The organism is Stenotrophomonas sp. 14P6.2.3 (assembly GCF_057799055.1).
Genome location: NZ_JBYOLA010000007.1, coordinates 86441 through 110143 on the forward strand (window position 1 = coordinate 86441; position 23703 = coordinate 110143).

The window sequence follows — 23703 nt, forward strand, 5'->3', positions numbered from 1 at the left end:
CTGCCATGGCTTTACTCCCCATCCTTGAGTTCCCCGATCCGCGCCTGCGTACCAAGGCTGCGTTGATCGATGCCGCCGAAGTGACCACGCCGGCGTTCCAGGAGCTGCTCGACAACATGTTCGAGACCATGTACGACGCCCCCGGCATCGGCCTGGCTGCCAGCCAGGTGGACGTGCACCAGCGCTTCATGGTCATCGACGTGAGCGAAGAAAAGAACGAACCGCGCGTGTTCATCAACCCGGAAATCGTCGCCAAGGACGGGGGCCAGGTGTACCAGGAAGGCTGCCTGTCGGTGCCTGGCATCTTCGCCGACGTGACCCGTGCCGACACCATCACCGTCAAGTTCCTGGACCGCCAGGGGCAGCCGCAGGAACTGACCACCGATGGCCTGCTGGCGGTCTGCGTGCAGCACGAGATGGACCATCTGGACGGCAAGCTGTTCATCGATTACCTGTCGCCGCTGAAGCGCGAGATGGTCCGCAAGAAGCTGGCCAAACAGCGCAAGCACGTGGCGTGATGGTTGTTGCGGGCCGCCCTTTCGGGGTGGCTCGCGCCTGTGCGTGACGCGCGGGCTGCCTGGCGCCGGTCGACGGCGCCGTTTTTTTTCCTGCACGATTTCATCCTGCAAGTGGGGTTGCCATGAGGATTGTCTTTGCCGGTACGCCGGAATTCGCGGTGTCGTCGCTGCGCGCGGCCGCGCGTCATCACGAGGTGGTGGCTGTCTATACGCAGCCTGATCGCCCGGCCGGTCGCGGCCGTGGGCTGGCGCCTTCGCCGGTCAAGCTGGAAGCGGTCGCCCGCGGCATCCCCGTGTACCAGCCGGAAACGCTGAAGGACGAGGCGGCCCAGCAGCAGCTGCGTGACCTGCAGCCGGACCTGATGGTGGTGGTGGCCTATGGGCTGATCCTGCCCAAGGCGGTGCTGACCATCCCGACCCACGGTTGCTGGAACGTGCATGGTTCGCTGCTGCCGCGCTGGCGCGGCGCCGCACCGATCCAGCGTGCCATCCAGGCCGGTGACGAGAAGACCGGCATCTGCCTGATGCAGATGGAAGCAGGCCTGGATACGGGCCCGGTGCTGCTGCACCAGGAGCTGCCGATCGCCGCCACCGATACCGGTGGCCAGCTGCACGACAAGCTGGCCGAGCTCGGCGCGCAGGTGCTGTCCGATGGGCTGGGCCTGCTGCGTGCCGGCATCAAGCCGATCGCAAGGCCGCAGCCGGAGCAGGGCGTGACCTACGCGCACAAGCTGGACAAGGCCGAGGCAAAACTGGACTGGGCGCAGGACGCAGAAGCGCTGGCGCGCACGGTGCGTGCGTTCAATCCGTGGCCGATTGCCGAGGCACTGTTGGCCGCTGAGCGCGTGCGCATCCACGGCGCGGTGGCGCTGGATGTGGCGCATGGCCAGGCACCGGGCACGGTGCTGGCCGCTGGCCGTGAAGGCATCGACATCGCTTGCGGGCAGGGCGCACTGCGCCTGCGCGTGCTGCAGCGGGAAGGCGGCAAGGCAATCACCGCCGCCGACTACCTCAATGCCCGCCGTGACCTGCGCGTGGGGGTTTGACGGGTGAGCAAGGCAAACGATTTTTCCATCGCCAAGGCGGCACCGGGCGCGGCCACCCGCATGTTGGCGGCGCGCGTGCTCGCGCAGGTGTTCACCCGCGGTCGTTCGCTCAAGGCGGAGCTGGCCTGGGCGCTGCCGAAACTGGCCGACACCCGCGACCGTGCGTTGCTTGAAGCGCTGTGCTTTGCGGTGCTGCGCCGTCGCAGCACCTATGACGCCGCCCTGCAGGGATGGATGCAGAAGCCGCTGTCCGCGCGCGATGCCGACCTGCGCACGCTGCTGATGGTGGGCTTCGCCCAGCTGGATGTGCTGGAACTGCCCGCCCATGCGGCGCTGTCGGCCACGGTCGACGCCGCGCGCGCACTTGGCCGTGAACGCCAGGCGGGCCTGGTCAACGCGATCCTGCGCCGGGCCCAGCGCGAGGGCTTCCCCGAACAGCCGGCACGCGACGCATTTCCGCTCTGGCTGGCCGAGGCCGTCGAGCGCGACTGGCCGGCACAGGCCGAGGCGATCTTCGCCGCCAGCCTGCAGCCGGCGCCGTTGTGGCTGCGTGCCAACCGCCAGCAGGGCGGGCGCGACAAGATGATGGCGGCCCTGGCCGAGGCGGGCATTGCCGCCGAAGCCAGCCCGCTGAGCGCTGATGCGTTGCGACTGGCCGCGCCGGTTCCGGTGAACCAGTTGCCCGGCTTCGGCGAAGGCCTGTTGTCGGTGCAGGATCTGTCGGCGCAATGTGCTGCCGACGCGCTGGCGCCGCCGGCCGGCAGCCGCGTGCTCGACGCGTGTGCCGCACCGGGTGGCAAGGCCGCGCACCTGCTTGAGCGCGACCCCAGCCTGCGATTGCTGGCGCTGGATATCGACGCCCGTCGCCTGGCGCGCGCCAAGGATACGTTCGCCCGTACCGGGGTGGGCGAAGGCGCCGAGGTCCTGGTGGCCGACGCCAGCGATCCGGGGGCATGGTGGGACGGCGTTCCGTTCGATGCGATCCTGCTGGATGCACCGTGCTCGGCCACCGGCGTCATCCGTCGGCAGCCGGACGTGATGTTCCATCGCCGCGCGGAAGACATCGATGCGCTGGTTGGCATCCAGGCCCGGTTGCTGGAGGCCTGCTGGTCGATGCTGCGCCCCGGCGGTGTGCTGCTGTATGCCACCTGCTCGATCCTGCGCGCGGAAAACGTCGATCAGGTAAAGGGCTTCCTGAAGTGGCACGCGGATGCGGAAGCGGTCGCGCTGGGTGACGCATTTGGTCTGGACTGTGACGGTATCGCACGCCAGCGCCTGCCCGGTGAAAACGATGCTGACGGATTTTTCTACGCGCGTCTGCTAAAAAAGGGCTGACCCAACCGCTGTCCGAGCCCCCATGCTGAAAACCCGTGCGTCACGCCAGACGTGGCTGTTCGTTGTGATGGCCCTGCTGGTGTTGGGTGCCGGTCTGGGACTACGCGATCCCTGGCCCTCGGACGAACCGCGCTTCGCCCTGGTTGCCAAGCAGATGGTGGACAGCGGCGACTGGCTGTTCCCGCACCGTGGGCTGGAGCTGTACTCGGACAAACCGCCGATGCTGATGTGGTGGCAGGCCACGCTGTACAGCGTGGTCGGCAACTGGCGGGTGGCGTTCCTGCTGCCCTCGTTGATCGCCGCACTCGGCACGCTGTGGTGTGTGGTCGATCTGGGCCGGCGCCTGTGGACACGCCAGGTTGGCCTGTACGCCGGTTGGGCGCTGCTGTTCGCCCTGCAGTTCACCTTCCAGGCGAAGAAGGCGCAGATCGACCCGCTGGTGGTGTTGTTCATCACCCTGGCCAACTACGGTCTGCTGCGCCACCTGCTGCTGGGGCCCGCGTGGCGCTGGTGGTGGCTGGGCTGGTTCTTTGCCGGCATCGGGGTGATCACCAAGGGCGTGGGCGTGATCGCGCTGCTGATGATCGTGCCAGCGGTGATCGGTTCGGCGCTGCACTGGCCGCGGGTGCGGCTGCATGCGCGCGACCTGCGCTTCTGGCTGGCGCCGCTGGCGTTCGTGCTGGCCATCGCGTTGTGGCTGGTGCCGATGGTGATGACCGCACTGGCGACCCGCTCCGGCGAGTACCTGGCCTATATGGACGACATCCTGTTCCGGCAGACCGCCAAGCGCTATGCGCAATCATGGGACCACCACCAGCCCTGGTGGTACTTCCTGGGCACCATGCCGTCGATGTGGATTCCCGCCTTCCTGGCAGTGCCGTGGGCGATCCCTGCCTGGTGGCGCCGGCTGCAGCGTCGGGACGCGCGCTATCTGTTGCTGCTGGGCTGGTGGGCGCTGATCGTGCTGTTCTTCTCGATCCCCAATGGCAAGCGCGACGTCTACATCCTGCCGGCGCTGCCGATGTTCTGCCTTGCGCTGGCGCCGCTGCTGCCGGGGCTGCTGCGTCGGCGGGATGTGCAATGGCTGCTGGGCGCGTTCACCCTGCTGCTGTCGCTGGGCACGTTGGCGGCCGGGCTGGCTGCCCTGCTGGGCAAGCCCGGCTTCGAAACGCGGCTGATGCAGACGCGGGGCATCGGCAATGGCGAGATGAACGCCCTGGCCTGGGCGGCGATGGCGATGGGCGGCTGGGGTGTGGCCAGCCTGCTGTTGTTCGGGCGCGGCCGCCGCCAGTTGGCGCTGGTCTCGACGCTCACTGTCGTCTGGGTGCTGTACAGCCTGATCGGCTATCCGGTGCTGAATGATTCAAGTTCCGCCCGTGGCCTGATGCGGCACACCGGCCAGCGCATCGGCGCCGATGCCGAGTTGGGACTGGTGGCCTGGAAAGAGCAGAATCTGTTGATGGCCGACCGCCCGGCGGCAACCTTCGGTTTCAACGAGCCTTGGGATGCACAGCTGGCCGCGGCCGTGGAATGGCAGCAGTTGGCGCCGCAGCGGCGCTGGTTGCTGGTCCACGAAGACGCGCTGCTGACCTGCATCGACCGCAGCCGTGCCGAACTGGCGGGAATCGCCAATCGCCGCCGCTGGTGGCTGGTGCCGGGCGCTGCGGTGCAGGGCCGGTGCGTGGCCAGCCCCGAAGAGCGCGAACGCGAGCGGCGACTGCAGTGCGAGGAGTAACCACTCTGGCCTGTGCTTGTCCAGACTGCCCAAGCAGCGACAAAGGCAGTAAAACGTCAACGTGGGATCGGCCGTGCCGGCGATCCCGTTCATTCCGCAGGATCGCAGCGAAACTTTTCGACGTGGCAGTTTCACAGCACAACCTGGAATCCACGGCCGGCGATCCGCTGGGCGTACCCGTTGGGGGGCGCCCGCGCACTGCGCACTGGTTGGCGCAGATCGGCCTGTTCTGCATGCCGGCGCTGGTGCTGACCATTCCCATCAACCTGCTGCCGTATGGCCTGGTGTTGCTGGTCACGACGCTGATGGCGCCGGAACTGCTGTGGTGTGCGCGGCACATGGATGCCCAGCCGATCAGGGTGCTGACCTGGCTGACGCTGGCGGTGCTGGCCCTGGGCGTGCTCTCGATGGTCGTGTTCGAGCATGGCCTGCGCAACGTGGACAACCGCTCGCGATTCCTGGTGATCCCGTGGATCGCGGTGTGGGTCTGCGCGTTGCGGCCGGACATGCGCTGGTTGTGGCGTGGTGCGTTCGCCGGCCTGCTGGGTACCTTCGCGCTGGCGCTGTTGCAGGTACTGGGAGGCGCGCCGCGCGCGGAACTGTCCACCAACGCGATCGTGCTTGCCGACATCGTGGTGATGCTGATGGTGCTGCTGGTGTTCTGCCGGCCCTCGCGACGCTGGTCGCTGGTGATCGTCGGCATGGCCGCCGGGTGTGGAACCATCATCCTCACCGGCAGCCGTGGTGTGTTCGCAGCGCTGCTGGCGTTGCTGGTGGTGCTGGCCCTCAGCCTGCGCTGGCGCACCGGCGTGGCGCGCCTGTCGGTGCTTGCCGGCATGCTGGCCATCGCTGCAACCCTGCTGCTGTCGGTACCCGAACTGCGCCACCAGGTGCGCCTGACGGAACTACACAGCGATGTGCAGCGCATGGAGCAGGGCGACAGCGACTCATCGGCAGGGGCCCGGGTCGAGCGCCTGCAGGTGGCATGGGATACCTTCCTCGATCACCCGCTGATCGGGGTGGGCGTGGGCCACTTCGACAACGCCATGCAGCGGGTTCCGATCTGTCGTGAGGATCCGCAGGAACAGCGCTGCCATCTGGGCCATGCTCACAACGATGTCGCCGAGTGGGCGGCAACCCAGGGCGTACCGGGCCTGTTGCTGCTGCTGGCCGTGTATGGCGTGCCCCTGTGGGTGTTCGTGCGCCTGCACCGGCGCAGCGGGCACACCACCTTCCGTGGCCCGGCTGCCGCCGGCGTGATGGTGGTGGTGTCCTACATCCTGTGCGGACTGACCCAGTCGATGTTCGCGCACCAGATGACCGCCAGCTTCTACGTCACCATCGTCGGCCTGCTGACCGGCCTGTCGATCGTGGAAGGTGCGCGACACCGGGCAAGGAACGCCCGATAGCGTCCAGCCCAGGCCGATTCCCCGTTCAGCGGTTGGGCGGATCGGACACGGCCTGGCCGTTGCCCAGCATCCACAGCATGATGGTCTTCTGCCGCACGTAGTTGGCGCGCACATAGGCATACACCAGGCCATGCCAGCCGTCGCGGAAGCCGCCACGGAACAGGAAGCCGCGCCAGAACCGCCAGGCCGGGGCCAGCACCAGCTTGCCGAGGGTGGCCCGCTTGCCGCGCGCGAACTCGTGCTCGGCCATCATCCGCGCGTACTTCTCGGTCTTGGCCAGCTGCTGCTGCAGCGAGCGGTAAGGGAAGTGGATGAGGTCCCCGTGCAGGGTGCCGACGGCGCCATCGACGCTGGCTGCTTCGTGGATCTCGCGCTTGCCGCGCCAGCCGCCGTGGCGACGGTCGAACAGGCGCAGCACCCGGTCCGGATAGGCATTGCCGTGGCGCAGGAATCTGCCGAAGTACTCCGACAGGCGGGCGAAGCGGTAACCCGCATGACCTGCAAAACCGCCGTCGCGGGCCTGCTCGATGGCCGTGCGCAGTTCCGGGCTGACGCGCTCGTCGGCGTCCAGGCACAGTACCCAGTCGTGGCGGGCCTGCTCGACGCAGAACGCCTTCTGGCTGCGGAAGCCATCGAACGGGCGCTGCAGCACGCGGGCGCCGGCAGCCTCGGCAATGGCTACCGTGGCATCGGTGGACAGGGAGTCCACCACCACGATCTCGTCGCAGAAGGCCAGCGAGGCCAGGCAGTCGCCGATGCGCCCGGCCTCGTTGAACGCGATAATGCAGGCCGAGATGCGAGGCCGTTCGATGGGAGCGGTCGTGGAGGACATGATGGCCGGGTACCTGTTGTTTGCGACGGAGCGCTATGCGCTGCCTATTCTCGCCCCGTTGGTGCAGGCCTTGCACGCTTCCGGCCAGGAAGTGGCGGCCTGGTTCGAAGATGGTGCGGCTGGCAGCCAGCTGCCAGGCGTGCCGAACATCGGCCTGAAGCAGGCCCTGGCGATGCGTCCGCGGGCGGTGTTCAGCGCGGCCAACTGGGTGCCGACCTTCCTGTCGGGGGCCAAGGTGCAGCTGTTCCACGGCTTCAACGTGGAAAAGCGCGACAGTGCGCGTGGCCACTTCCGGGTGCGCGGCATGTTCGACCTTTACTGTACGCAGGGCCCTGCCACCACCGCGCCGTTCCGCGAGATCGCGGCATTGCAGGGTCATTTTGCCGTGGCGGAAACCGGCTGGCCGAAGCTGGACCCGCTGTTCCTCGACGATGGCGGCGACAGTGCCGCGCTGCGTAGTGCAGCCGGTGGCCGCCCAGTGATCCTGTTCGGTTCAACCTTCACCGAACGCTTGAGTGCCGCCCCGCACCTGCATGCGCAGATCGCGGCCGACATCGCCGCCGGGCAGCACTACTGGCTGCTGACCCTGCACCCGAAGTGCCCGCCGGACCTGTTCGAACGCTACCGCGCGCTGGCCGGCGCCAATGCGCGCTTCATCGAACCGGAACAGGTGATGGCTGCCCAGCGCGCCGCCGACGTGCTGGTATCGGACACCTCATCGATCGTTTCCGAGTTCATCGTCCAGCACAAGCCGGTGGTGACCTTCCGCAACCGCGTGCCGAAGCCGCACATGATCGATTTCGACGATCCGCAGCAGCTGCCGGCCATGCTGGCGCGTGCGCTGCATCCGGATGCGGCGTTGCAGGCGGAGATCGTGCGTTACGCCGATGCCATCCACCCCTACCGCGATGGCCTGTCCAGCGAGCGGGTGATCGCCGCCACCGAGGATTTCCTGTCCGGCGAGATGGGTGCGCTGCGTCGCAAGCCGTTCGGCAGCTGGGTGCGTGACCTGCAGATCCGCAAGGACCTGGGTTACTGGGGGCCGTCGCAGCGGTGACGTAGGTCCTGTAGAGCCGAGCCCATGCTCGGCTGCGGCAAGCCGAGCATGGGCTCGGCTCTACGGTAGATCCACGCCATGCGTGGATGGTCAGTTCAACGCTCGGCCGCTTACCAGCGCAGCTTGCGCCGCGCCAGCGCCGTCGCCAGTTCTTCCATCAACGCATGCGCACGCGCCTGCGGCAGGTAGCGCAGCGCCAGCGCCACATCGCCATGCGCACCGGCGGTGTCCAGCTGCAGGCTGGCCGTGCCCAGCAGTTTGTCCAGAGGTGAGCGCTGCAGGCGCAGGCCCTGCACCTTGTCCAGCTCGGCCCAGCGCCACCAGCGCTTCCACCAGCCGCCGCGCACCGCCACGAACTGGCCATCGAGGTGCCAGCCCATCCGTGCCATCTGCCGGTGCGCGATCAACAGGCTGACCGGCAGCCAGGCCAGCAGCGCCAGGGCCGGCAGGCCCCAGCGCCAGTACAGCGCGGCGGTCAGCAACGGCACCGTCAGCAACGTGGACAGCGACAATCGCCACCATCCGCGTTGCGGTATCGGCTGCCACTGCTGTGGTGGCCATTGCAGCTGCGGCAGCAGGTGGCGCACCAGCCTGTCGCAGGCGCTGGCGCCAGCCAGCGGAGCCAGCTCGCGCAGCGCGCGGTCGTCGTCGCGCGAGGGGCCACCGGCGGCGCTGTCGATGCGCAGCTGGCGCAACCCGAACCAGCGCTGCAGGGTGCTCTCGCCCAGCGTCCATGCCTGGATGCGGCGGCGCGCGACGCTGCTGCGGGTGCGGCTGAGCAGGCCGGTGGAGACGGTAAGGCGCCGTTCGCGCTCGCTGAGGGTGAAGCCGTGGTAACGCAGCAGCGTCAACACCACCGACAACACCCGCAGCAGCAGCCAGCCCAGCAGCAATGCCGCGGCCAGCAGCACCAGCCCACCGGCTACCCCGGTGTGCAGATGGCTGGCGTAGCCGAAGGCCTCGCGCCCGCCGCGCTGGATGGCATCGTCCATCACCGGGCGCGGTACGGTCTGGAACAGAACACCGAAGGTGGCGATCGCCAGCGCCCAGCCGCGGTTGGACAGCAGGCCCATGCGCAGCACATCCCAGCTCGACAGGCGCAGCAGTACCTGTTCGTCGTCGGAGGGCACGACACTGGCAGCCGGCGCGTCGCCCGGCGTTGGCTCGGGCGCCTGTCCACGCTGGCGCACCAGCTGTTCCAGGGCCAGCGCCTGATCCAGCCGCAGCACCCGCATCTCCGCTTCCGGACGCACACCACCGGCCGATTCCAGGCGCAGTTCGGCAACCCCGAACAGCCGATGCAACGGGTTCTGCCGCACTTCCACGTTGTGGATGCGGGCAAAGGGAATCTCGCGCCGGTTGCGCGCCAGCAGGCCGCTGCGCACGGTGATCGCATCGTTGCCGATGCGGTAGCGGTAACTGAGGTACTGCAGTACCGAGACCAGCACCAGCGCGGCGATGGCAGTCAGCGGGATCAACTGTGCCCACATCGGATCGCGGTCGCTGCGTTGGCCGAACACCAGCAACGCGACCAGCGGCAGGAGATAGTGGCGCAGCTGCATCAGCAGCACGAACAGCCACGACCACGGGTGCAGGCGATGCTCTTCGCCACCCTTGGGCAGCGACGGCGGCAGGGGCGGTGGCAGGCTCACAGGGCGTCGGCGTCCTGGTCGAGCTGATGGGCCAGGGTGTCACGCAGGCGCTCGGCATCGGCTTCGTCCAGGCCGTTGACGGTGACCGCACTCAGGCGGGTGCCGGCGGTGTGCACGATCAGCGTGGCCAGGCCAGCACGCCGCTCCAGCGGTCCCCGACGCAGGTCCAGGTGCTGCACGCGCGAAATGGGAATGCGGGTCTCCAGCTGCCACATCAGGTCGCGGCGCAGGCCCAGGCCCTGTGCATCCAACCGCCAGCGGGTGCGGGTCAGGCGGCGATGGCCGATCCAGCCACCGAAGGCGAGGCCGACCAGCAGGCCCAGCGACGCAGCCCACAGGCCACCGGGAAGATCGAAGAACCACCAGACGGCCGCCAGCGGTGCGCCGGGAATGAAGAGTCCGCCGAAGGCGCCCTCCAGCGCCGCCAAACGGGCAGCGCGCCGCGGCAGGGGTTGCCAGTGGTCGAGGGGCATTTCGGCGGCAGCAACAGGCAAAGGAAGTTCGGTCACGCGGGCGTCCGTCGGGCAGCAGGGCGGGCAGGCGCGGTGATGGCCGCACCGCGCAGACGTTAGCAGGTCGCCCGCGTTACTGGGCGGCCTGGATCAGCGCGTCGACATCCAGCAGGTGGCCGGCGCGGTCGGCCTTGGTGCGCAGGTAATGCTCGTTCTCGGCGGTGATCTCGCCGGTGACCGGAATGCAGTCCAGCACTTCGATGCCGGCATTGCGCAGGCGTTGTGCCTTGGTCGGGTTGTTGCTGAGCAGGGCGACACGGGACACACCCAGGCCGCGCAGCATCGCCACCGCGCTGCCATAGCGACGCTCGTCGGCGCCGAAGCCCAGCTGCGCATCGGCGTCGATGGTATCCAGCCCGTCATGCTGGTAGCCGTAGGCGCGCATCTTCGCGGCGATGCCGGTACCGCGGCCTTCCTGGTCCAGGTACAACAGCACGCCGCCGCCCAGCTCCTTCAACTTGCGCAGGCCGCGCCGCAGCTGGTCGCCGCAGTCGCACTTGAGCGAACCGAACAGGTCGCCGGTGAGGCAGGACGAATGCACACGCACCGGCACCACGGCGGAAAGGTCCGGTTCGCCGACGATGATCGCCACCTGGTCGCGCTGGGCGACGCCGCCGCGGAACACTGCGAACGTGGTCATGCCGACATCACGCAGCGGCACCGGAGAACGCGCCACCAGTTCGTAATCATGTGCGGCATGCGCAGCGCCTTCGGCCAGATCGCACAGGCCGACGTCGGCAGCGCCATCGAAGGTGTTGTCGGCCGCCTCAAGGCGCACGGCCACCATCGCCGGCAGCAGCAGGCCCAGTCGGGCCAGTTCCACTGCGCCGGCATCGAACGCATCGCCTGCGCTCCAGGCCGCGGGCATCGGCCCTGGTTCGCGCAGGTAACCCAGCGAGGGCAGGGCATCGAACGCAACGCCAGCCAATGGCAGGCGCGCGCCCTCGGGTGCCTCCACGCCGAGCACGCGGGCGCGGGTGGCGGTCAGGTACAGGTAATGGCACTCGCGCGCGGCGCTGGCGAAGGCGGCAAAGCTGCTGGCAGTGGCGCTGTCCAGCGCGATCACCGCCAGGCGCTGGCCCTGGCCATCGTGGAGCAGGACCGGACGACCGGCACGCAGTTCGGCGACCGCGCGCTCGCAGCGGATCGCGGCCGGATCACCGAACAGGGAGGAAGCAGACATGGCAGGACCGGGGGAGGCGGACATCGGTGTCTCTATGGGGGCGCCAGCGTCGTATTCAACGTGCTGCGGCGGTGTGTCGCAGGCCGGGTGGAGCGGCTTTCAGTGCGGATGCTCGTCGGTCGCGTACGGGTCTTCCTCGCCGCTGCCCGGTGGCCGCAGCGTATAGCGCTTGTAGGTCCACTGGTACTGCGCCGGGTCGCGGCGGGCGATGCGTTCGATACCCGCGTTGAGCGCGGTGGCGGCGACCTGCGGGTCCGGGTCGGCCACGGCCGGGTCGGTCGGCTCGATGTGCAGGGCGAATTCCATGTCCGGGCCGATGCGCTCGCACCAGCCATACAGCACCGTCGCGCCGGTGCGCTCGGCCAGGCGGTTGACCAGGGTCATGGTCAGTGCCTGCACGCCGAAGAACGGCACGAACACCCCGTCGCCGGCCTTGGGCTGCTGGTCTGGCAGGATGCCGGTGGCACCGCCGTCCTTGAGTACCTTGAACAGCTGGCGCACGGCCGGGCCCTCGGCGCGCACCTGCTGCACGTTGTGGCCGCCGCGCACGATCTGCAGGAAGGCATCGCTGGCCTCGTCCTCCGGCGGCTTGTAGACGATGGCGATCTGCCCGCGCGAAGCCAGCCACTGGTTCAGCAGCTCCCAGTTGCCGTAGTGCGGGGCTGCCACGATCACGCCCTTGCCGCTGGCCAAGGCCGCGTCGTACAGCGCCTGGCCGTGGCGCTCCTTCAGGTGCAGGCGCAGGTTGTCTTCGGGCTTCCGGCTCCACAGGCGCAGGGTCTCGATGGCCTGCAGGGCAGTGGAGCGCAGCAGCTCACGCTGCAGGCGTTCCCGCGCTGCGCCATCCAGTTCGGGGTAGGCCAGCTCCAGGTTGCGGCGGGTGACGCGGCTCTCGCGGGCATCGAGGCGCACCCACGTCCAGGCCAGGGCGTGCGCGAACCCGCGCAGCAGTGGCCAGGGCAGGCGGGCGAACAGGGTGGTGGCGCGGTAGACCAGCCGGGCTTTGCGGTGTGGATTCATCTCCCCCAGTTTAGCCAAGGGCGCTGCTATCGTGGCCGGCCCTTGCCTGGAAGCCCGCCGATGCTCGTCCTGATTCAACGTGTCAGCCAGGCCGCCGTGCATGTGGAAGGTGAGGCGGTAGGGCAGATCGGCCCCGGCCTGCTGGCCCTGGTCGGCATGGAGCCGGGCGATACCGAGGCCCAGCTGCAGCGGATGGCCGAACGCGTGCTCGGCTACCGTGTGTTTGCAGATGAGGCCGGCAAAATGAACCGCTCGCTGCGTGATACCGGCGGCGGCCTGCTGCTGGTCAGCCAGTTCACCCTGGCCGCGGACACCCGTTCCGGCATGCGGCCCAGCTTCACCAGCGCGGCACCGCCGGAGGAGGCTGAACGCGGGTTCAATCGATTTGTCGGGATCTGTCGCGAAAATCATGCGCCAGGGGTGGAAACGGGCCGGTTTGGCGCCCATATGGTCGTCAGCCTGGTCAATGACGGTCCTGTGACCTTCCTCCTCAGGCCCTAGGCCACCGGGACCACCGCCCGGCAGGCCGGGCCCCGGGCTGGTATAATGCTACGTTCCCTATTTCCCCCTAGCCGGTGGCGCGAGCACTACATGGCCAACGAACGTCCTGCCCAATCCGAAATCAAGCAACTGATCAGCAAGGGCCTGGAACAGGGCTACCTGACCTATGCCGAAGTCAATGACCATCTGCCGGACGACATGGTCGACCCGGAACAGATCGAAGACATCATCGGCATGATCAACGGCATGGGCATTGATGTCCATGAAGTTGCTCCGGATGTGGAAACCCTGCTTCTCAACGACGGCAACACGGGCAACCGTGAGGTCGACGACACCGCAGCCGAAGAAGCTGCCGCCGCGCTGAGCGCGCTCGACACCGAAGGTGGCCGTACCACCGACCCGGTGCGCATGTACATGCGCGAAATGGGTACCGTCGAGCTGCTGACCCGCGAAGGCGAAATCGCCATTGCAAAGCGCATCGAAGAAGGCCTGTCCCAGGTCCAGGCCGCACTCGGCCAGTTCCCGGTGTCGGTCGAATCGCTGCTGACCGATTACGAAGCGCACAAGGAAGGCCGCAAGCGCCTTGCCGAAGTGATCGTCGGCTTCAATGACCTGTCCGACGAAGTGCCGGCCCCGGCTGCTGCCGTGGCCGACGACTCGGATGACAGCGATGACGCTGATGACGAGGAAGAGGACGATGTCGACGGCGGCGATGAAGAAGCCGCACCGACCGGTCCGGATCCGGAGGAAGTCGCCGCGCGCATGCAGGCGCTGGCTGATGCCCTCAACGCCTTCAAGAAGGCGGCTGCCAAGGGCGACAAGAAGAACCTGCTGAAGCTCCGCGAGGAGATGTCGGCGGTGTTCGTCACCCTGAAGCTGCCGCTGCCGCTGACCGACGTGCTGACCAAGCAGCTGCGCGACACCATGGGCAGCGTCAAGGCCCACGAGCGCCGCGTGCTGAACCTGGCCACCGTCACTGCCCGCATGCCGCGCAAGGACTTCATCCGTTCCTGGGAAGGCAACCAGACCAACCTGGAATGGGTGGAAGACGCACTGAAGCGCAAGCAGAAGTGGTCTTCGGCACTGCGTGAAGTAAAGGACCAGATCGTGTCCGAGCAGCAGGCCACCATCGACATCGAGAAGGTCACCCTGCTGGACCTGGACGAGCTGAAGGAACTCAGCCGTGCCATGGCCTACGGCGAAGCCAAGGCGCGCAAGGCCAAGAAGGAAATGGTCGAGGCCAACCTGCGCCTGGTGATCTCCATCGCCAAGAAGTACACCAACCGCGGCCTGCAGTTCCTCGACCTGATCCAGGAAGGCAACATCGGCCTGATGAAGGCCGTGGACAAGTTCGAGTACCGTCGCGGCTACAAGTTCTCCACGTATGCGACCTGGTGGATCCGCCAGGCCATTACCCGTTCGATCGCCGACCAGGCGCGCACCATCCGTATTCCGGTGCACATGATCGAAACGATCAACAAGTTGAACCGCATTTCCCGCCAGATGCTCCAGCAGTACGGCCGCGAGGCTACGCCGGAGGAGCTGGCCAAGGAAATGGACATGCCGGAAGACAAGATCCGCAAGGTGATGAAGATCGCCAAGGAGCCGATCTCGATGGAAACCCCGATCGGCGACGACGAGGATTCCCATCTGGGCGACTTCATCGAGGACACCAACGTGGAGTCCCCGATCGAGAACACCACCAACATCAATCTGTCTGAAACCGTGCGCGACGTGCTGGCCGGCCTCACCCCGAGGGAAGCCAAGGTGCTGCGCATGCGCTTCGGCATCGACATGAACACCGACCACACCCTTGAGGAAGTCGGCAAGCAGTTCGACGTGACCCGCGAGCGTATCCGCCAGATCGAAGCCAAGGCGCTGCGCAAGCTGCGTCACCCGAGCCGGTCCGAGCAGCTGCGCAGCTTCCTGGATATCGATTGATTTCCAGGTAGTGCCGAGCCATGCTCGGCAACTGCTTCTGTCTGGAAAAACCCCGCTTCGGCGGGGTTTTTCTTTGGGCTGGGCGCCGGATGGCGAGGGTGCCTTCTGTAGAGCCGAGCCCATGCTCGGCTGCTCTCCCACGATGACGTTTTGGCCAATTCTTCGTCGTCTCCAATCGCCAAAATTCGCGCCTTTTGACGCAACCGGCTTGAGCATTGTTGAGCAATAACGCGCGACTCCGAGCGACGGGAAGGAGTTGGCCAGGTCGATCCTCAAGTGCCCCAGTACGTCGAGCTGTTTGAGCAGCCATGGCTCCCGCAAGCCCTGTCGCAATCAACAATTGAAGCCACTACCTTCTCTTCCACACAGTCCCCGCAGGTGCTCAACACACCGTCGTAGGAGGGCTGTCTGCCTAACAGCAGGCAATCGAGGGTCAAGCCGCATCATTCGCCACCCAAGCGAGCCGAAAGGTTTCTGGCCGGGTGGCGCGCAGTCATACAAGACCCCGCAAGGGGAAAAGCTGCGGGCGGCCCTACGACCGTGTTGAAGCACCCGGCCGCCTCTCTCAACAGGAGGCGTAGGAGGTTCGACGAATCGTAGGAGATCCAAGATGAGACAGAAAGCCACAGCCGGCAGGAGCGCTGGCGACCGGGTCCGTGCAGATACGTGTGACTTCCCGCCCCTACTGGATTGGAATGAAGTGATGCAGGACGAACGGGAGGATCGGCTGGGGTTTGCCAGGCGCGCGACGTTCGCGCTGCTGACGCAGTCTGGCGCAGGATTGATCGAAGGCTTCGGTAGCGGCAATCAGAAGGGACTGGAGGGGGCCATGAGGGCAGTGGCGCTGTTCCAAGCGCATCTGCAGGAGATGGAGCGGCTCGCTGGGATAGCCGAGAAGCGGTTGCAGCATGTTGCTCAGGTGCTCGCTACTGCGGACTGAGTAGCCGACTCCGCCCGTGCTCCACTACACTGTGACGCTGTGCAGGGCCTATAGCTCAACGGTTAGAGCAGGGGACTCATAATCCCTTGGTTCCAGGTTCGAATCCTGGTGGGCCCACCAAATTGATGTTCACAGGCATCCAGCCAAGTCCAGTAGTCTGGCCGATAGCCAAAAATAGCCGGATCAAGTGTCCATCGGCGTCCAAGGGCATCCCCTTGCATCCTTAAAGGAAGTGAGTCAGGCTGTGAGTCAAGGACTGGCGTTCGCCTAGCCGACTCACAAATGGGCGACTCACATGCTGACCGACACCAAGTTGCGCTCGCTGAAGCCGAAGGTCGCGGTCTATCGCGTGGCCGACGCAAACGGCCTGTGCATTGAGGTGCGTCCAACTGGTAGCAAGGTCTGGCGGTATCGCTATCGCTACCTAAGGAAGGCGAGCATCATCACCATCGATGAGTACCCGGCCACTTCGTTGCAGGCTGCCCGGGCTGAGTGCGACAGGTTGCGAGCAATGCTTCGTGGCGGTGCCAATCCCTCTCAGGTTGCGAAGGCGGAGCGCGCGGCGCATGGCGAAAGGGCCGCTAACACCTTCTCAGCCATTGCCCTGGAACTGCTGGCGAAGCGGACGAAGGAAGGTCTTACCCCCGGCTCTGTCGTGCGCGAGCGCCGCTTGATCCAGAAGGATCTGGCGCCACTGGCTGATATGCCGGTCACTGAGATAACCGCTCCGATCCTGCTGGGCGCCCTCCGCAAACTGGAGCAGCGCGGCGTTGTAGAGACGGCTCATCGAGCCCGATCGCACGCTGGTCGAGTCTTCCGCTATGCCATGGCTACAGGCCGCGCCGAGCGGAACCCAGCACAAGACCTCGCAGGCGCCCTGGAGCAGCCGCAGACCAAGCATTTCGCCAGCATGACTGACCCTTCGCAGATCGGGCCGCTGCTTCGCGCGCTTTGGGGCTATCGGGGTTCGCTGGTGACGCAGGCGGCTCTGAAGCTCGCACCCATGCTGTTTGTCCGCCCCGGCGAGCTGCGGCACGCCAAGTGGGCGGACATCAATCTAGATGCTGGCGAATGGCGGCACGTGACCAGCAAGACCAGCACCCCGCACATCGTCCCTTTGTCTGCTCAGGCGGCCGATATCCTTCGGGAGCTGCACCCCTATACAAAGCGTAGCGAGTTCGTCTTCCCAGGCGTGCGCAGCGCGCTGAAGCCGATGAGCGAAAACACGCTCAATGCGGCGCTCAGGAACTTGGGTTTCGACGGCTCAACAATGGTCGGGCACGGCTTTCGGGCCATGGCGCGGACGGTGCTGGATGAGGTGCTGGGCTACCGTCCCGACTACATCGAGCATCAGCTCGCGCACGCCGTGCGGGATCCATTGGGTCGAGCGTACAACCGTGCGACACACCTGCCAGAGCGCAGGAAGATGATGCAGTCATGGTCTGACTATCTAGATGGACTGCGTGAAGAGGCATCCAAGACTATGGAATTTCGCGCCAAGTGAAAATGAGTCGCCCAACATCCTATAGGCGTGTCGCCAAGTGGCTTAAGTAGAGGTGGTTGTGAGCACGAAGAATTACATTGCTGAACTTGACGTCGATGAGAGCTCGCCAGCCGTTCAGCGCTGCCACCAGGTGAAAGGCCGTTGCAAGATGAGGCAAGCATGGGAGAGCAGCTTCTATGGGCTCGGTTCGTACGGACTGGATTTGCCCAGCTTGATAAGAGATTCTGTTTCCTCGGGATGCAGCTCGTGACTGACGCGCATTGCACGCTAGATGAGTTTCGCAACATGTGGGACCTAGCACGGCGTGGTGCAGCAGCCGGGAGTTATCAGGATGCAGTGTTGTCAGTCACTATGCTTCTCAGCTTTCTGGAGGCAAACGCCTGCGTTGGGGGTGTGGCCCCTCTGCCAGGTCTGCCAGCCTGGTTGCTCTTAGATGTCCGTTCCGCTCTTCTTCCCACAATTGAGTCTGGTGCCAGCCTAGATCAGGCATTTCATCTAAAGCGCGGAAGGGGGCGTTCTCTGATGGAGCATGCCGAACGAGATATGCACATCAGCTTCTTGGCGGAGCTTATTACCCCGATGGAACGATTGGCTGAAGAGGCTCCGATGCATGGCATTGCAGCTCCTTCAGAAGGAGCGGTGTGGACGGCCGATTCCCTTAGAAAGGCAATAGCTGCGCACGAGCGCCGAATCAAATCGGGCCTTTTGTTTCATCGACACGGTGAGGACGGCTGAGTCACGCTCGCTTTGTCCAATGAAGGCCAGCGAGGCTCATATGCAAGTAGTATCGGCAATAGGCTATCTCCGTCTACCTCAGATCATCGGTGATAAGGCGAGGGGCATTCCACCGATCATTCCAGTTTCAAAGTCCACGTGGTGGGCTGGCGTGAAGTCTGGGAGATATCCGAAGCCTGTCCGAACTCTCGGGTGCAGGATCACCGCATGGTCGGTCGACGACATTCGCGCCTTAGTGCGGTCTTTGGGTGGCGGAAATGCCGGTGAGTAGGGGCTCTCTGCCCCTAGACTTACTAAAGCTAAGGAGGTCGTGGGAGGAGTTCTTAACTCCCCATCGATGGGACGTAGTCATGACGCTGACTTTTGGCACTAGAGCCGGCCGTCCATGGCTCGAGCTTTCGCCGGAAAGGGCTGATAAGGATTTTCGCCGCCTGATTCGGTTCGCGAATGAGCAATTGTACGGAAAGAGGTGGATCCGGAAGAGCTGGCACAAGGGGGTCGTGTGGGTACGCGTGCAGGAAGCGCACCGCGACGGCACATTGCACTATCACGCATGCCTCCATTCTCCTTCGAAGGCGATCTCGGTCAGTCTCGTCGCGCTACTCCAGGAATGGTGGTCCAGGCGCATTGGCATGGCGAGGGTAGAGGTGCCAATCAATCACGCCCGTGCAGTCGCGTACGTCGTTAAAAATGCAGGATGCGGGCCAGCCGTGGAGGTTGAACTGTCCCATAATTTTCATACCATCGCTTGCCTTTAATAAGCGATCTGGCTCGAAACTCCGGAATCAAAATCTAGTGCTGTGACAGAAATGCGCCCTGTGCATCGGCCGGCGCGCCAGGTCTGCCATGCCCATGTGTAACGTAGCTTTCCTTTCAAATGCCCGTGGGAAGCTATTGCTAAGGCTTTGGCCGAGGCTCGTTAACACTAGCTGCGTATTTTTGCCTTGACCTTGACCTTGACCTTGACCTTGACCTTGACCTTGACCCCGCTGTGCATCCTTCAATTCGGGGGCTTTCATAACTGGGTGGCGGCTGGAGTCACGGTTGCAAGTAGGGGTCGATGATCGCTGGCTGACTAGGTCGTTGAAGCGGAACTTCTTGGGCCCTCACTTGCAAGAAGAAGCTATTGATAGCGATGAAAAACAACAACGTCACTACGCAGCCGAGAGTCCTCATGACATGGAACTTCGCATGCTCGACTTCAAATCCTCCCCTTTGGTCCCACAGCGTCTTTCCGCTTTTAGTAAGGGAGATGTACGCAGTAGCACAGGCTATCACCCAGATAAACGGCAGGCCCATAGCTATGCCGTACATCCAGACTCGAGCGGACCGGGCTAGCCATGCGGAAGTGCCCGGTGCGCGGCGACTATGGTGGAAAACCCTTATGCCCAGCAGCCATTTTCCCGGCGTTGTACCGTATCTGGAAAGCAGTACAACCTCGACTCCCAGCCACAGTGCACATGCGAGTACTGATGACGCGGCCACAGTCTGATAGCCCCTCGCCGTGATCGGTCCGAATGCAGTCATGAGAACGAGCGTAGAGGCCAGCGCTAGCTGGAGGTCTAGCATGCGCGCTAGAAGCCTAACCCAGGGTCGGGGGACGCGGGTTAGGGAATGGTTTGAAAGGTCCTCACCTGAATGGGAGCATTCGACGCTTATGCGATTTCGGAGGTGCCAGCAGATGAGGGACGCTAGTCCTAGAGCTATCAGGACTCCTGCAGTTGTGCCGGCAGATGTCTCCCAAGCTGCCTTTACCGCGCCGATCACACAGAGGGCGAATAGAAGCGCGCCGGCTATATTTAGCAGGGCGTTTGGGCTCCGGCACCTCTCCTTAGCTGTCTGACTGGGCTTATCTGATGGGGCGCTGCCGCAGATCCGTCGCTCGAGCTCTTCGTCATATGCAGCCCGGAGCTCTGAGTCTGAAAGAACTCTATAGGCGTTGTTGAGCCTCTTCATCATTTCAAGCGAGGTGTAATCGTCTTGGGGGTGCCTGTCGGGATGCCACCTTTGTGATAGCGATCTGTATGCGCTGCGGATGGCGCCTAGTGACGCTGTCCGGCCGAGGCCGAGCAACCCATAGTGATCTTGGCAGCTCATCTTCAATACGCCTTAGTACGGGAATTATATCCCGTGGTCTTATAGACTACATGACTGCATCGTCTCACGGTGCATCAAGACCTAACGCCATTCGTCGGAGAAGTGATCCGCCAACTACGTGCGGAGGCCGGCCTCAACCAAGAGGAGGCTGCGGACCTCGCGTTAGTCGACCGGAGCTATTGGTCTGCGGTGGAACGGGGCGCTCGAGCCAATCCAAGCATCAAAACCCTTCAGAAGTTCGCGAGCGTCTTCGGGGTGGGTTTGGACGATGTCTTCGCCAGGGCACGTCTTATTCAGCAGAACCGAACAGCATCCTGAGCCTAACCGCCTGGGTTCCGGCCGGGTTTGCCTAGTGTAGGAGCTTTGCTCCATAAGAAAGAATTCGATTGCTAGCACCCGCCTCAACGTGCGGAATCCAGTCTCAACCAAGAGGAGGCTGCGGACCTCGCGCTGGTCGACCGAAGCTGCCGGTCTGCGGTGGAGCGAGGCGCTCGAGCCAATCCAAGCATCAAAACCCTTCAAACGTTCGCGAGCGTCTTCGGGGTGGGTTTGGATGATGTCTTCGCCAGGGCACGTCTCATTCAGCAGAACCGAACAGCATCCTGAGCCTAACCGCCTGGGTTCCGGCCGGGTTTGCCTGGAGTAAAGGGTTTGCTTTACAAAAAAGAATCCGAACGACAGCCTCGCTCTCAGCTTCCTGGGCCGTCACTAATGGGAACGCGCGCGCGCTCGCACGCGCATGCGCACGCGAGGCATCATCAACATTCGGCCCCTAGACTTGCGACGAGGCCCGTCGCTATCACCAAGAGGCGATTGAGCAGCCTGTAGACATGATGCGGGGCAAGAACGTTTCCCTCGCACGGGCGGCCTTTCCGGCGCTGCCGGACTGCTGCTTCGGCAGGTCGGTCCAGTTTGCGGGGATCGATGCGGATTCCGTGCCTATCCCCGGAGATGCAGCTGGCCCAATGAAGGGCAGAGAGGGGGGCACCTGCGTGATCTTCGCCGCCGAACGGAAGTCGCCCGAGTTGGGAGCTGCGAAGTACGTCTGGGAAGTGGCCAGGAACGCCATAGGGGGGCGGAATCCTCGCTGCTTTACGCCACCACCCAGGGCTGCGGCTCGCAGCGGTTCGTACAGCTGAGTCACTAGGTGAGATATAGTTTGTGAGATCATGAGAAAACGTCGTCCATGGCTGCTGCTCTGATTGCTTGGCTTGGCAACGCTTGGCTGCGCGTCTGCGAGCCATCTGACTCCAAAAGTCGAGGGTCATGTTCTCGGCGCGATAAGGGCAATTTCACTCGGGCTGGACTAGTTGGCACGCCTCCTGCCTATACGGGGTTGGCGCAGCTTTTCTTGCGGCGCACGCGTAAGAGAGATTGGAAAGGCATACCGAATGGCGCGTAATGAACGATTGACATGCAAAGAGCTGATCGAGCCCCAGTTGACGGCGCACGGCTGGGCGTGGCAGGAGCAGCTGCGTATTGGTCCGGGACGGGTCAATCTTACCGGCGAGACGATGTACGACGAGACGCAGTCGATCATCGCCGACTACCTGTTGCGCTTCAAGGGCGTGCCTCTGGCCATTGTCGAGGCGAAGTCGGAGGTCGAAAGTGCGGCTGACGGCATGCAGCAGGCGTCTCGCTATGCCCGTCGCCTCTCCCTGCGGTTCTCTATTGCCTCAAACGGCAGTGATTGGATCCTGACCGACAACGATACAGGCGAGTTCGAGTCGCGGAGCGCGCCGCCCTCTCCAGAAGAGCTTGTCGCCCGCATGGGCGCTGCAGTCGATTGGTCGCGTTGGGAAGGGGCGTTTTCCACCGGCTACCACGTTGATCAGGTGTCGCGCAAAGCCGTGCGTCCCTACCAGGATGTAGCTATCAACAAAGCCTTGTGGCACTTCGCTCGAGGCGACGATCGCGTGTTGCTGCTCATGGCCACGGGCACTGGCAAGACCTTCACCATCTTCCAGCTGATATGGAAGCTGTTGAATGGCAAGGCCCTTACGCGCGAGCACGTCCTGTTCCTGACCGACCGGAACAGCCTCAAGGATCAGGCCTACCGCGCCTTCAGTGCCTTTTCCTCTGCCGAGCGCGTGCAGATCGACAAGGACACCGTCGCCCAAGGCCAGCATCTGGTGGGGAAGGTGTTCTTTGCCAACTACCAAAGCCTCGACGAGGAGTTGGACGGCAAGAAGGTCTACGAACACTACGACCCTGATTTCTTCGATCTTGTTGTTGTTGACGAGTGCCACCGCTCCGGCTTTGGTGACTGGTTCGGCGTGCTCGAGCATTTTGGAGGCGCCCTACAGCTCGGCCTGACCGCTACGCCGCGCGAGCTAGAGGAGGGCGAGCGCGCGCTGACCACCGAGGAGAAGCGCCGCGACACCCAGCACTATTTTGGCGATCCGGTCTTCACCTACACCCTCAAGCAGGCCATCGAGGATGGCTACTTGGTGCCCTACTTGTTGGAAGAGCGCATCACGAACGTCGACGAGGAGGGCTATACCGGCCCAGACGGCAAGCGGTATACCACCGCCAACTTTGAGCGCGACATCCGCATGCCGGACCGTACGCGCGCCATCGCCGAGGATCTCTGGGAGGTGCTGGGCAAGTACGAGCTACGCGACGAGAAGACGATTGTCTTCTGCGTGGATGACACCCACGCGGCATTCATGGCGCAGGAACTCCGTCGCCTCTCTGGCAATGGCGACTACGCTGCCCGCATCACACGTGCCGAGCGCAACAGCCACCAACTGGAACGAAATTTTGCGGTCGTCGGCCCAAGTAATCCGCGTGTTGCCGTCACCGTCGACTTGCTGACCACGGGGTTTGACGCTCCAGACGTCAAGAACGTGGTGTTCATGCGCCCGCTGCGCAGTGCCATCCTCTACAAACAGATGAAGGGGCGTGGCACCCGACTGTGTGAAGACATCAACAAGCGCTACTTCACCATTTTCGATTATTCGGGCGCCAGCGCGCTTGAAGACGCCGAGTTCGATGGCCATCCTGCAAACCGCCAAAGGGCCGCTTCCAGCAGCAAGGCCAAGAAGAAAAGCGGCGAAGACACTCTGGTCAAGCCAATCGGCGAGGGCGTGTCCGTCATTATCTCCACCGAGAACCGTTACGTTTGCCTAGCCGATGGCAGCAAGATTCCGTTCGAGGAGTACGCCGAACAGTCGCGCGAATTCATCCTGGACGTCAGTCACAAGGGCATGGATGAGCTGCTGCGCATCTGGATTGACAAAGGTAGTCGTCAGGAACTTCGCGAAGCGCTGCGCGACCGCGATATCTATCCCTCCGCGTTCCGGCACTACCTGGATCTTCCGGATGCCGACGATGTAGACATCCTCGCCAAGATCGGATTCCAGCTGCCGCGGGTGCCCAACCGGGCAGATCGCGCCAACCGCCTATGGGATGAAGATCAGATCTGGTTGCTGGCCCATTTGGGCGAAGCCGCGCTACCTGAAAGCGAGCGCTTTAAGACGCGTTTGTGGCAGACCGCGCTCGACCACTACAGGTTGTTCGGCATCGACGATCTGGAGCAGGCTCGCACTTACAGCGCTCCGCAGTTTTCCGAGCAATTCGGCAGCTTCACCACGCTTACCAGCCGCTACGGCAGTCCGGTTCTGCTGAAAACTGATCTCGAACTGGTGAAGCAGCACCTTTACGTGCCCATGGCCGCTTAACGC

The 23703-nt window shown here is 64.3% G+C and carries 19 protein-coding genes, 1 tRNA gene and 1 pseudogene; 15 read left to right on the top strand and 6 right to left on the bottom strand.

The annotated features are described in order from the left end of the window. Nucleotides 1-5: 5 nt before the first annotated feature. From def to AC27VL_RS08015, 5 genes are all read left to right on the top strand, one after another. On the top strand, nt 6-518 hold the full coding sequence (def, locus tag AC27VL_RS07995; RefSeq protein ID WP_025879059.1) for a peptide deformylase: 513 nt from the start codon (nt 6-8) through the stop codon (nt 516-518). A gap of 122 nt (nt 519-640) precedes the next feature. Continuing rightward, nucleotides 641-1564, top strand: a complete 924-nt coding sequence (gene fmt / locus AC27VL_RS08000; RefSeq protein ID WP_089237173.1) for a methionyl-tRNA formyltransferase — start codon at nt 641-643, stop codon at nt 1562-1564. A 3-nt stretch (nt 1565-1567) separates the two neighbouring features. Then, a complete protein-coding gene (gene rsmB, locus AC27VL_RS08005) occupies nt 1568-2899 on the top strand; it encodes a 16S rRNA (cytosine(967)-C(5))-methyltransferase RsmB (protein WP_488765978.1) in 1332 nt (443 codons plus the stop codon). Between the two features lie 22 nt (nt 2900-2921). Further along, complete coding sequence (locus AC27VL_RS08010; RefSeq protein ID WP_488765979.1) at nt 2922-4634, top strand: ArnT family glycosyltransferase; 1713 nt, start codon at nt 2922-2924, stop codon at nt 4632-4634. A 233-nt stretch (nt 4635-4867) separates the two neighbouring features. After that, nucleotides 4868-6043 carry an O-antigen ligase family protein gene (locus AC27VL_RS08015; protein ID WP_488766018.1) on the top strand — a complete coding sequence of 392 codons (1176 nt, stop codon included), beginning with the start codon at nt 4868-4870 and terminating at the stop codon, nt 6041-6043. Nucleotides 6044-6068: 25 nt separating this feature from the next. Here AC27VL_RS08015 and AC27VL_RS08020 read toward each other — a convergent pair whose 3' ends face one another. Beyond that, nucleotides 6069-6875: a glycosyltransferase family 2 protein gene (locus tag AC27VL_RS08020; RefSeq protein WP_100553735.1), complete on the bottom strand. Its 807-nt coding sequence runs from the start codon at nt 6873-6875 to the stop codon at nt 6069-6071. Here AC27VL_RS08020 and AC27VL_RS08025 point away from each other — a divergent pair. After that, nucleotides 6874-7932 (top strand): CDP-glycerol glycerophosphotransferase family protein, encoded by a 1059-nt coding sequence (locus AC27VL_RS08025; protein WP_488765980.1) that lies wholly within the window; start codon nt 6874-6876, stop codon nt 7930-7932. The two genes, AC27VL_RS08020 and AC27VL_RS08025, sit on opposite strands and share 2 nt — an antisense overlap. 110 nt (nt 7933-8042) lie before the next feature. Here AC27VL_RS08025 and AC27VL_RS08030 read toward each other — a convergent pair whose 3' ends face one another. From AC27VL_RS08030 to AC27VL_RS08045, 4 genes are all read right to left on the bottom strand, one after another. After that, entirely contained in the window at nt 8043-9584 is a 1542-nt protein-coding gene (locus AC27VL_RS08030; protein ID WP_488765981.1) for a PH domain-containing protein, read from the bottom strand. Next, complete coding sequence (locus AC27VL_RS08035; RefSeq protein WP_100554223.1) at nt 9581-10057, bottom strand: PH domain-containing protein; 477 nt, start codon at nt 10055-10057, stop codon at nt 9581-9583. Before AC27VL_RS08035 ends, AC27VL_RS08030 begins: the two co-directional genes overlap by 4 nt. 112 nt (nt 10058-10169) lie before the next feature. Next, nucleotides 10170-11303 carry a GTP cyclohydrolase II RibA gene (gene ribA, locus AC27VL_RS08040; protein WP_488765982.1) on the bottom strand — a complete coding sequence of 378 codons (1134 nt, stop codon included), beginning with the start codon at nt 11301-11303 and terminating at the stop codon, nt 10170-10172. A gap of 75 nt (nt 11304-11378) precedes the next feature. After that, on the bottom strand, nt 11379-12299 hold the full coding sequence (locus AC27VL_RS08045) for a lauroyl acyltransferase (RefSeq protein ID WP_488765983.1): 921 nt from the start codon (nt 12297-12299) through the stop codon (nt 11379-11381). 60 nt (nt 12300-12359) lie between these two features. On the opposite strand from AC27VL_RS08045, the gene dtd reads away from it, so the two are divergent. The 6 genes from dtd (at nt 12360) to AC27VL_RS08075 (ending at nt 18678) form a co-directional block, all read left to right on the top strand. Next, nucleotides 12360-12800 carry a D-aminoacyl-tRNA deacylase gene (gene dtd, locus AC27VL_RS08050; RefSeq protein ID WP_089237155.1) on the top strand — a complete coding sequence of 147 codons (441 nt, stop codon included), beginning with the start codon at nt 12360-12362 and terminating at the stop codon, nt 12798-12800. 90 nt (nt 12801-12890) lie between these two features. Next, on the top strand, nt 12891-14741 hold the full coding sequence (gene rpoD, locus AC27VL_RS08055; RefSeq protein ID WP_488765984.1) for an RNA polymerase sigma factor RpoD: 1851 nt from the start codon (nt 12891-12893) through the stop codon (nt 14739-14741). 703 nt (nt 14742-15444) lie between these two features. Continuing rightward, complete coding sequence (locus AC27VL_RS08060) at nt 15445-15681, top strand: hypothetical protein (protein ID WP_223879979.1); 237 nt, start codon at nt 15445-15447, stop codon at nt 15679-15681. Between the two features lie 44 nt (nt 15682-15725). Further along, nucleotides 15726-15801: transfer RNA gene (locus tag AC27VL_RS08065), tRNA-Ile, on the top strand. 175 nt (nt 15802-15976) lie between these two features. Continuing rightward, complete coding sequence (locus AC27VL_RS08070) at nt 15977-17185, top strand: tyrosine-type recombinase/integrase (protein WP_488765985.1); 1209 nt, start codon at nt 15977-15979, stop codon at nt 17183-17185. A gap of 1085 nt (nt 17186-18270) precedes the next feature. After that, a complete protein-coding gene (locus AC27VL_RS08075; RefSeq protein ID WP_488765986.1) occupies nt 18271-18678 on the top strand; it encodes a rolling circle replication-associated protein in 408 nt (135 codons plus the stop codon). Nucleotides 18679-18958: 280 nt separating this feature from the next. Here AC27VL_RS08075 and AC27VL_RS08080 read toward each other — a convergent pair whose 3' ends face one another. Next, on the bottom strand, nt 18959-20017 hold the full coding sequence (locus AC27VL_RS08080) for a DnaJ domain-containing protein (RefSeq protein WP_488765987.1): 1059 nt from the start codon (nt 20015-20017) through the stop codon (nt 18959-18961). Between the two features lie 102 nt (nt 20018-20119). Here AC27VL_RS08080 and AC27VL_RS08085 point away from each other — a divergent pair, with 102 nt between their 5' ends. The 3 genes and pseudogenes from AC27VL_RS08085 (at nt 20120) to AC27VL_RS08095 (ending at nt 23700) form a co-directional block, all read left to right on the top strand. Next, nucleotides 20120-20335, top strand: coding sequence for a helix-turn-helix transcriptional regulator (locus tag AC27VL_RS08085; protein WP_488766019.1), 216 nt, complete (start codon nt 20120-20122; stop codon nt 20333-20335). Nucleotides 20336-20434: 99 nt separating this feature from the next. Next, nucleotides 20435-20623, top strand: a pseudogene (locus tag AC27VL_RS08090) (helix-turn-helix transcriptional regulator); the annotation flags it as partial. A 785-nt stretch (nt 20624-21408) separates the two neighbouring features. Further along, nucleotides 21409-23700 carry a DEAD/DEAH box helicase family protein gene (locus AC27VL_RS08095; RefSeq protein WP_488765988.1) on the top strand — a complete coding sequence of 764 codons (2292 nt, stop codon included), beginning with the start codon at nt 21409-21411 and terminating at the stop codon, nt 23698-23700. The last annotated feature ends 3 nt before the right edge of the window (nt 23701-23703 follow it).

What these genes read in the sequence shown, in the direction of transcription:
- def (WP_025879059.1), top strand. Translation starts at nt 6, where the DNA reads ATGGCTTTACTCCCCATCCTTGAGTTCCCCGATCCGCGCCTGCGTACC.
- fmt (WP_089237173.1), top strand. Translation starts at nt 641, where the DNA reads ATGAGGATTGTCTTTGCCGGTACGCCGGAATTCGCGGTGTCGTCGCTG.
- AC27VL_RS08010 (WP_488765979.1), top strand. Translation starts at nt 2,922, where the DNA reads ATGCTGAAAACCCGTGCGTCACGCCAGACGTGGCTGTTCGTTGTGATG.
- AC27VL_RS08015 (WP_488766018.1), top strand. Translation starts at nt 4,868, where the DNA reads ATGCCGGCGCTGGTGCTGACCATTCCCATCAACCTGCTGCCGTATGGC.
- AC27VL_RS08025 (WP_488765980.1), top strand. Translation starts at nt 6,874, where the DNA reads ATGATGGCCGGGTACCTGTTGTTTGCGACGGAGCGCTATGCGCTGCCT.
- AC27VL_RS08020 (WP_100553735.1), bottom strand. Translation starts at nt 6,875, where the DNA reads ATGTCCTCCACGACCGCTCCCATCGAACGGCCTCGCATCTCGGCCTGC.
- AC27VL_RS08035 (WP_100554223.1), bottom strand. Translation starts at nt 10,057, where the DNA reads ATGCCCCTCGACCACTGGCAACCCCTGCCGCGGCGCGCTGCCCGTTTG.
- ribA (WP_488765982.1), bottom strand. Translation starts at nt 11,303, where the DNA reads ATGTCCGCCTCCCCCGGTCCTGCCATGTCTGCTTCCTCCCTGTTCGGT.
- AC27VL_RS08045 (WP_488765983.1), bottom strand. Translation starts at nt 12,299, where the DNA reads ATGAATCCACACCGCAAAGCCCGGCTGGTCTACCGCGCCACCACCCTG.
- dtd (WP_089237155.1), top strand. Translation starts at nt 12,360, where the DNA reads ATGCTCGTCCTGATTCAACGTGTCAGCCAGGCCGCCGTGCATGTGGAA.
- rpoD (WP_488765984.1), top strand. Translation starts at nt 12,891, where the DNA reads ATGGCCAACGAACGTCCTGCCCAATCCGAAATCAAGCAACTGATCAGC.
- AC27VL_RS08060 (WP_223879979.1), top strand. Translation starts at nt 15,445, where the DNA reads ATGCAGGACGAACGGGAGGATCGGCTGGGGTTTGCCAGGCGCGCGACG.
- AC27VL_RS08070 (WP_488765985.1), top strand. Translation starts at nt 15,977, where the DNA reads ATGCTGACCGACACCAAGTTGCGCTCGCTGAAGCCGAAGGTCGCGGTC.
- AC27VL_RS08075 (WP_488765986.1), top strand. Translation starts at nt 18,271, where the DNA reads ATGACGCTGACTTTTGGCACTAGAGCCGGCCGTCCATGGCTCGAGCTT.
- AC27VL_RS08080 (WP_488765987.1), bottom strand. Translation starts at nt 20,017, where the DNA reads ATGAGCTGCCAAGATCACTATGGGTTGCTCGGCCTCGGCCGGACAGCG.
- AC27VL_RS08095 (WP_488765988.1), top strand. Translation starts at nt 21,409, where the DNA reads ATGGCGCGTAATGAACGATTGACATGCAAAGAGCTGATCGAGCCCCAG.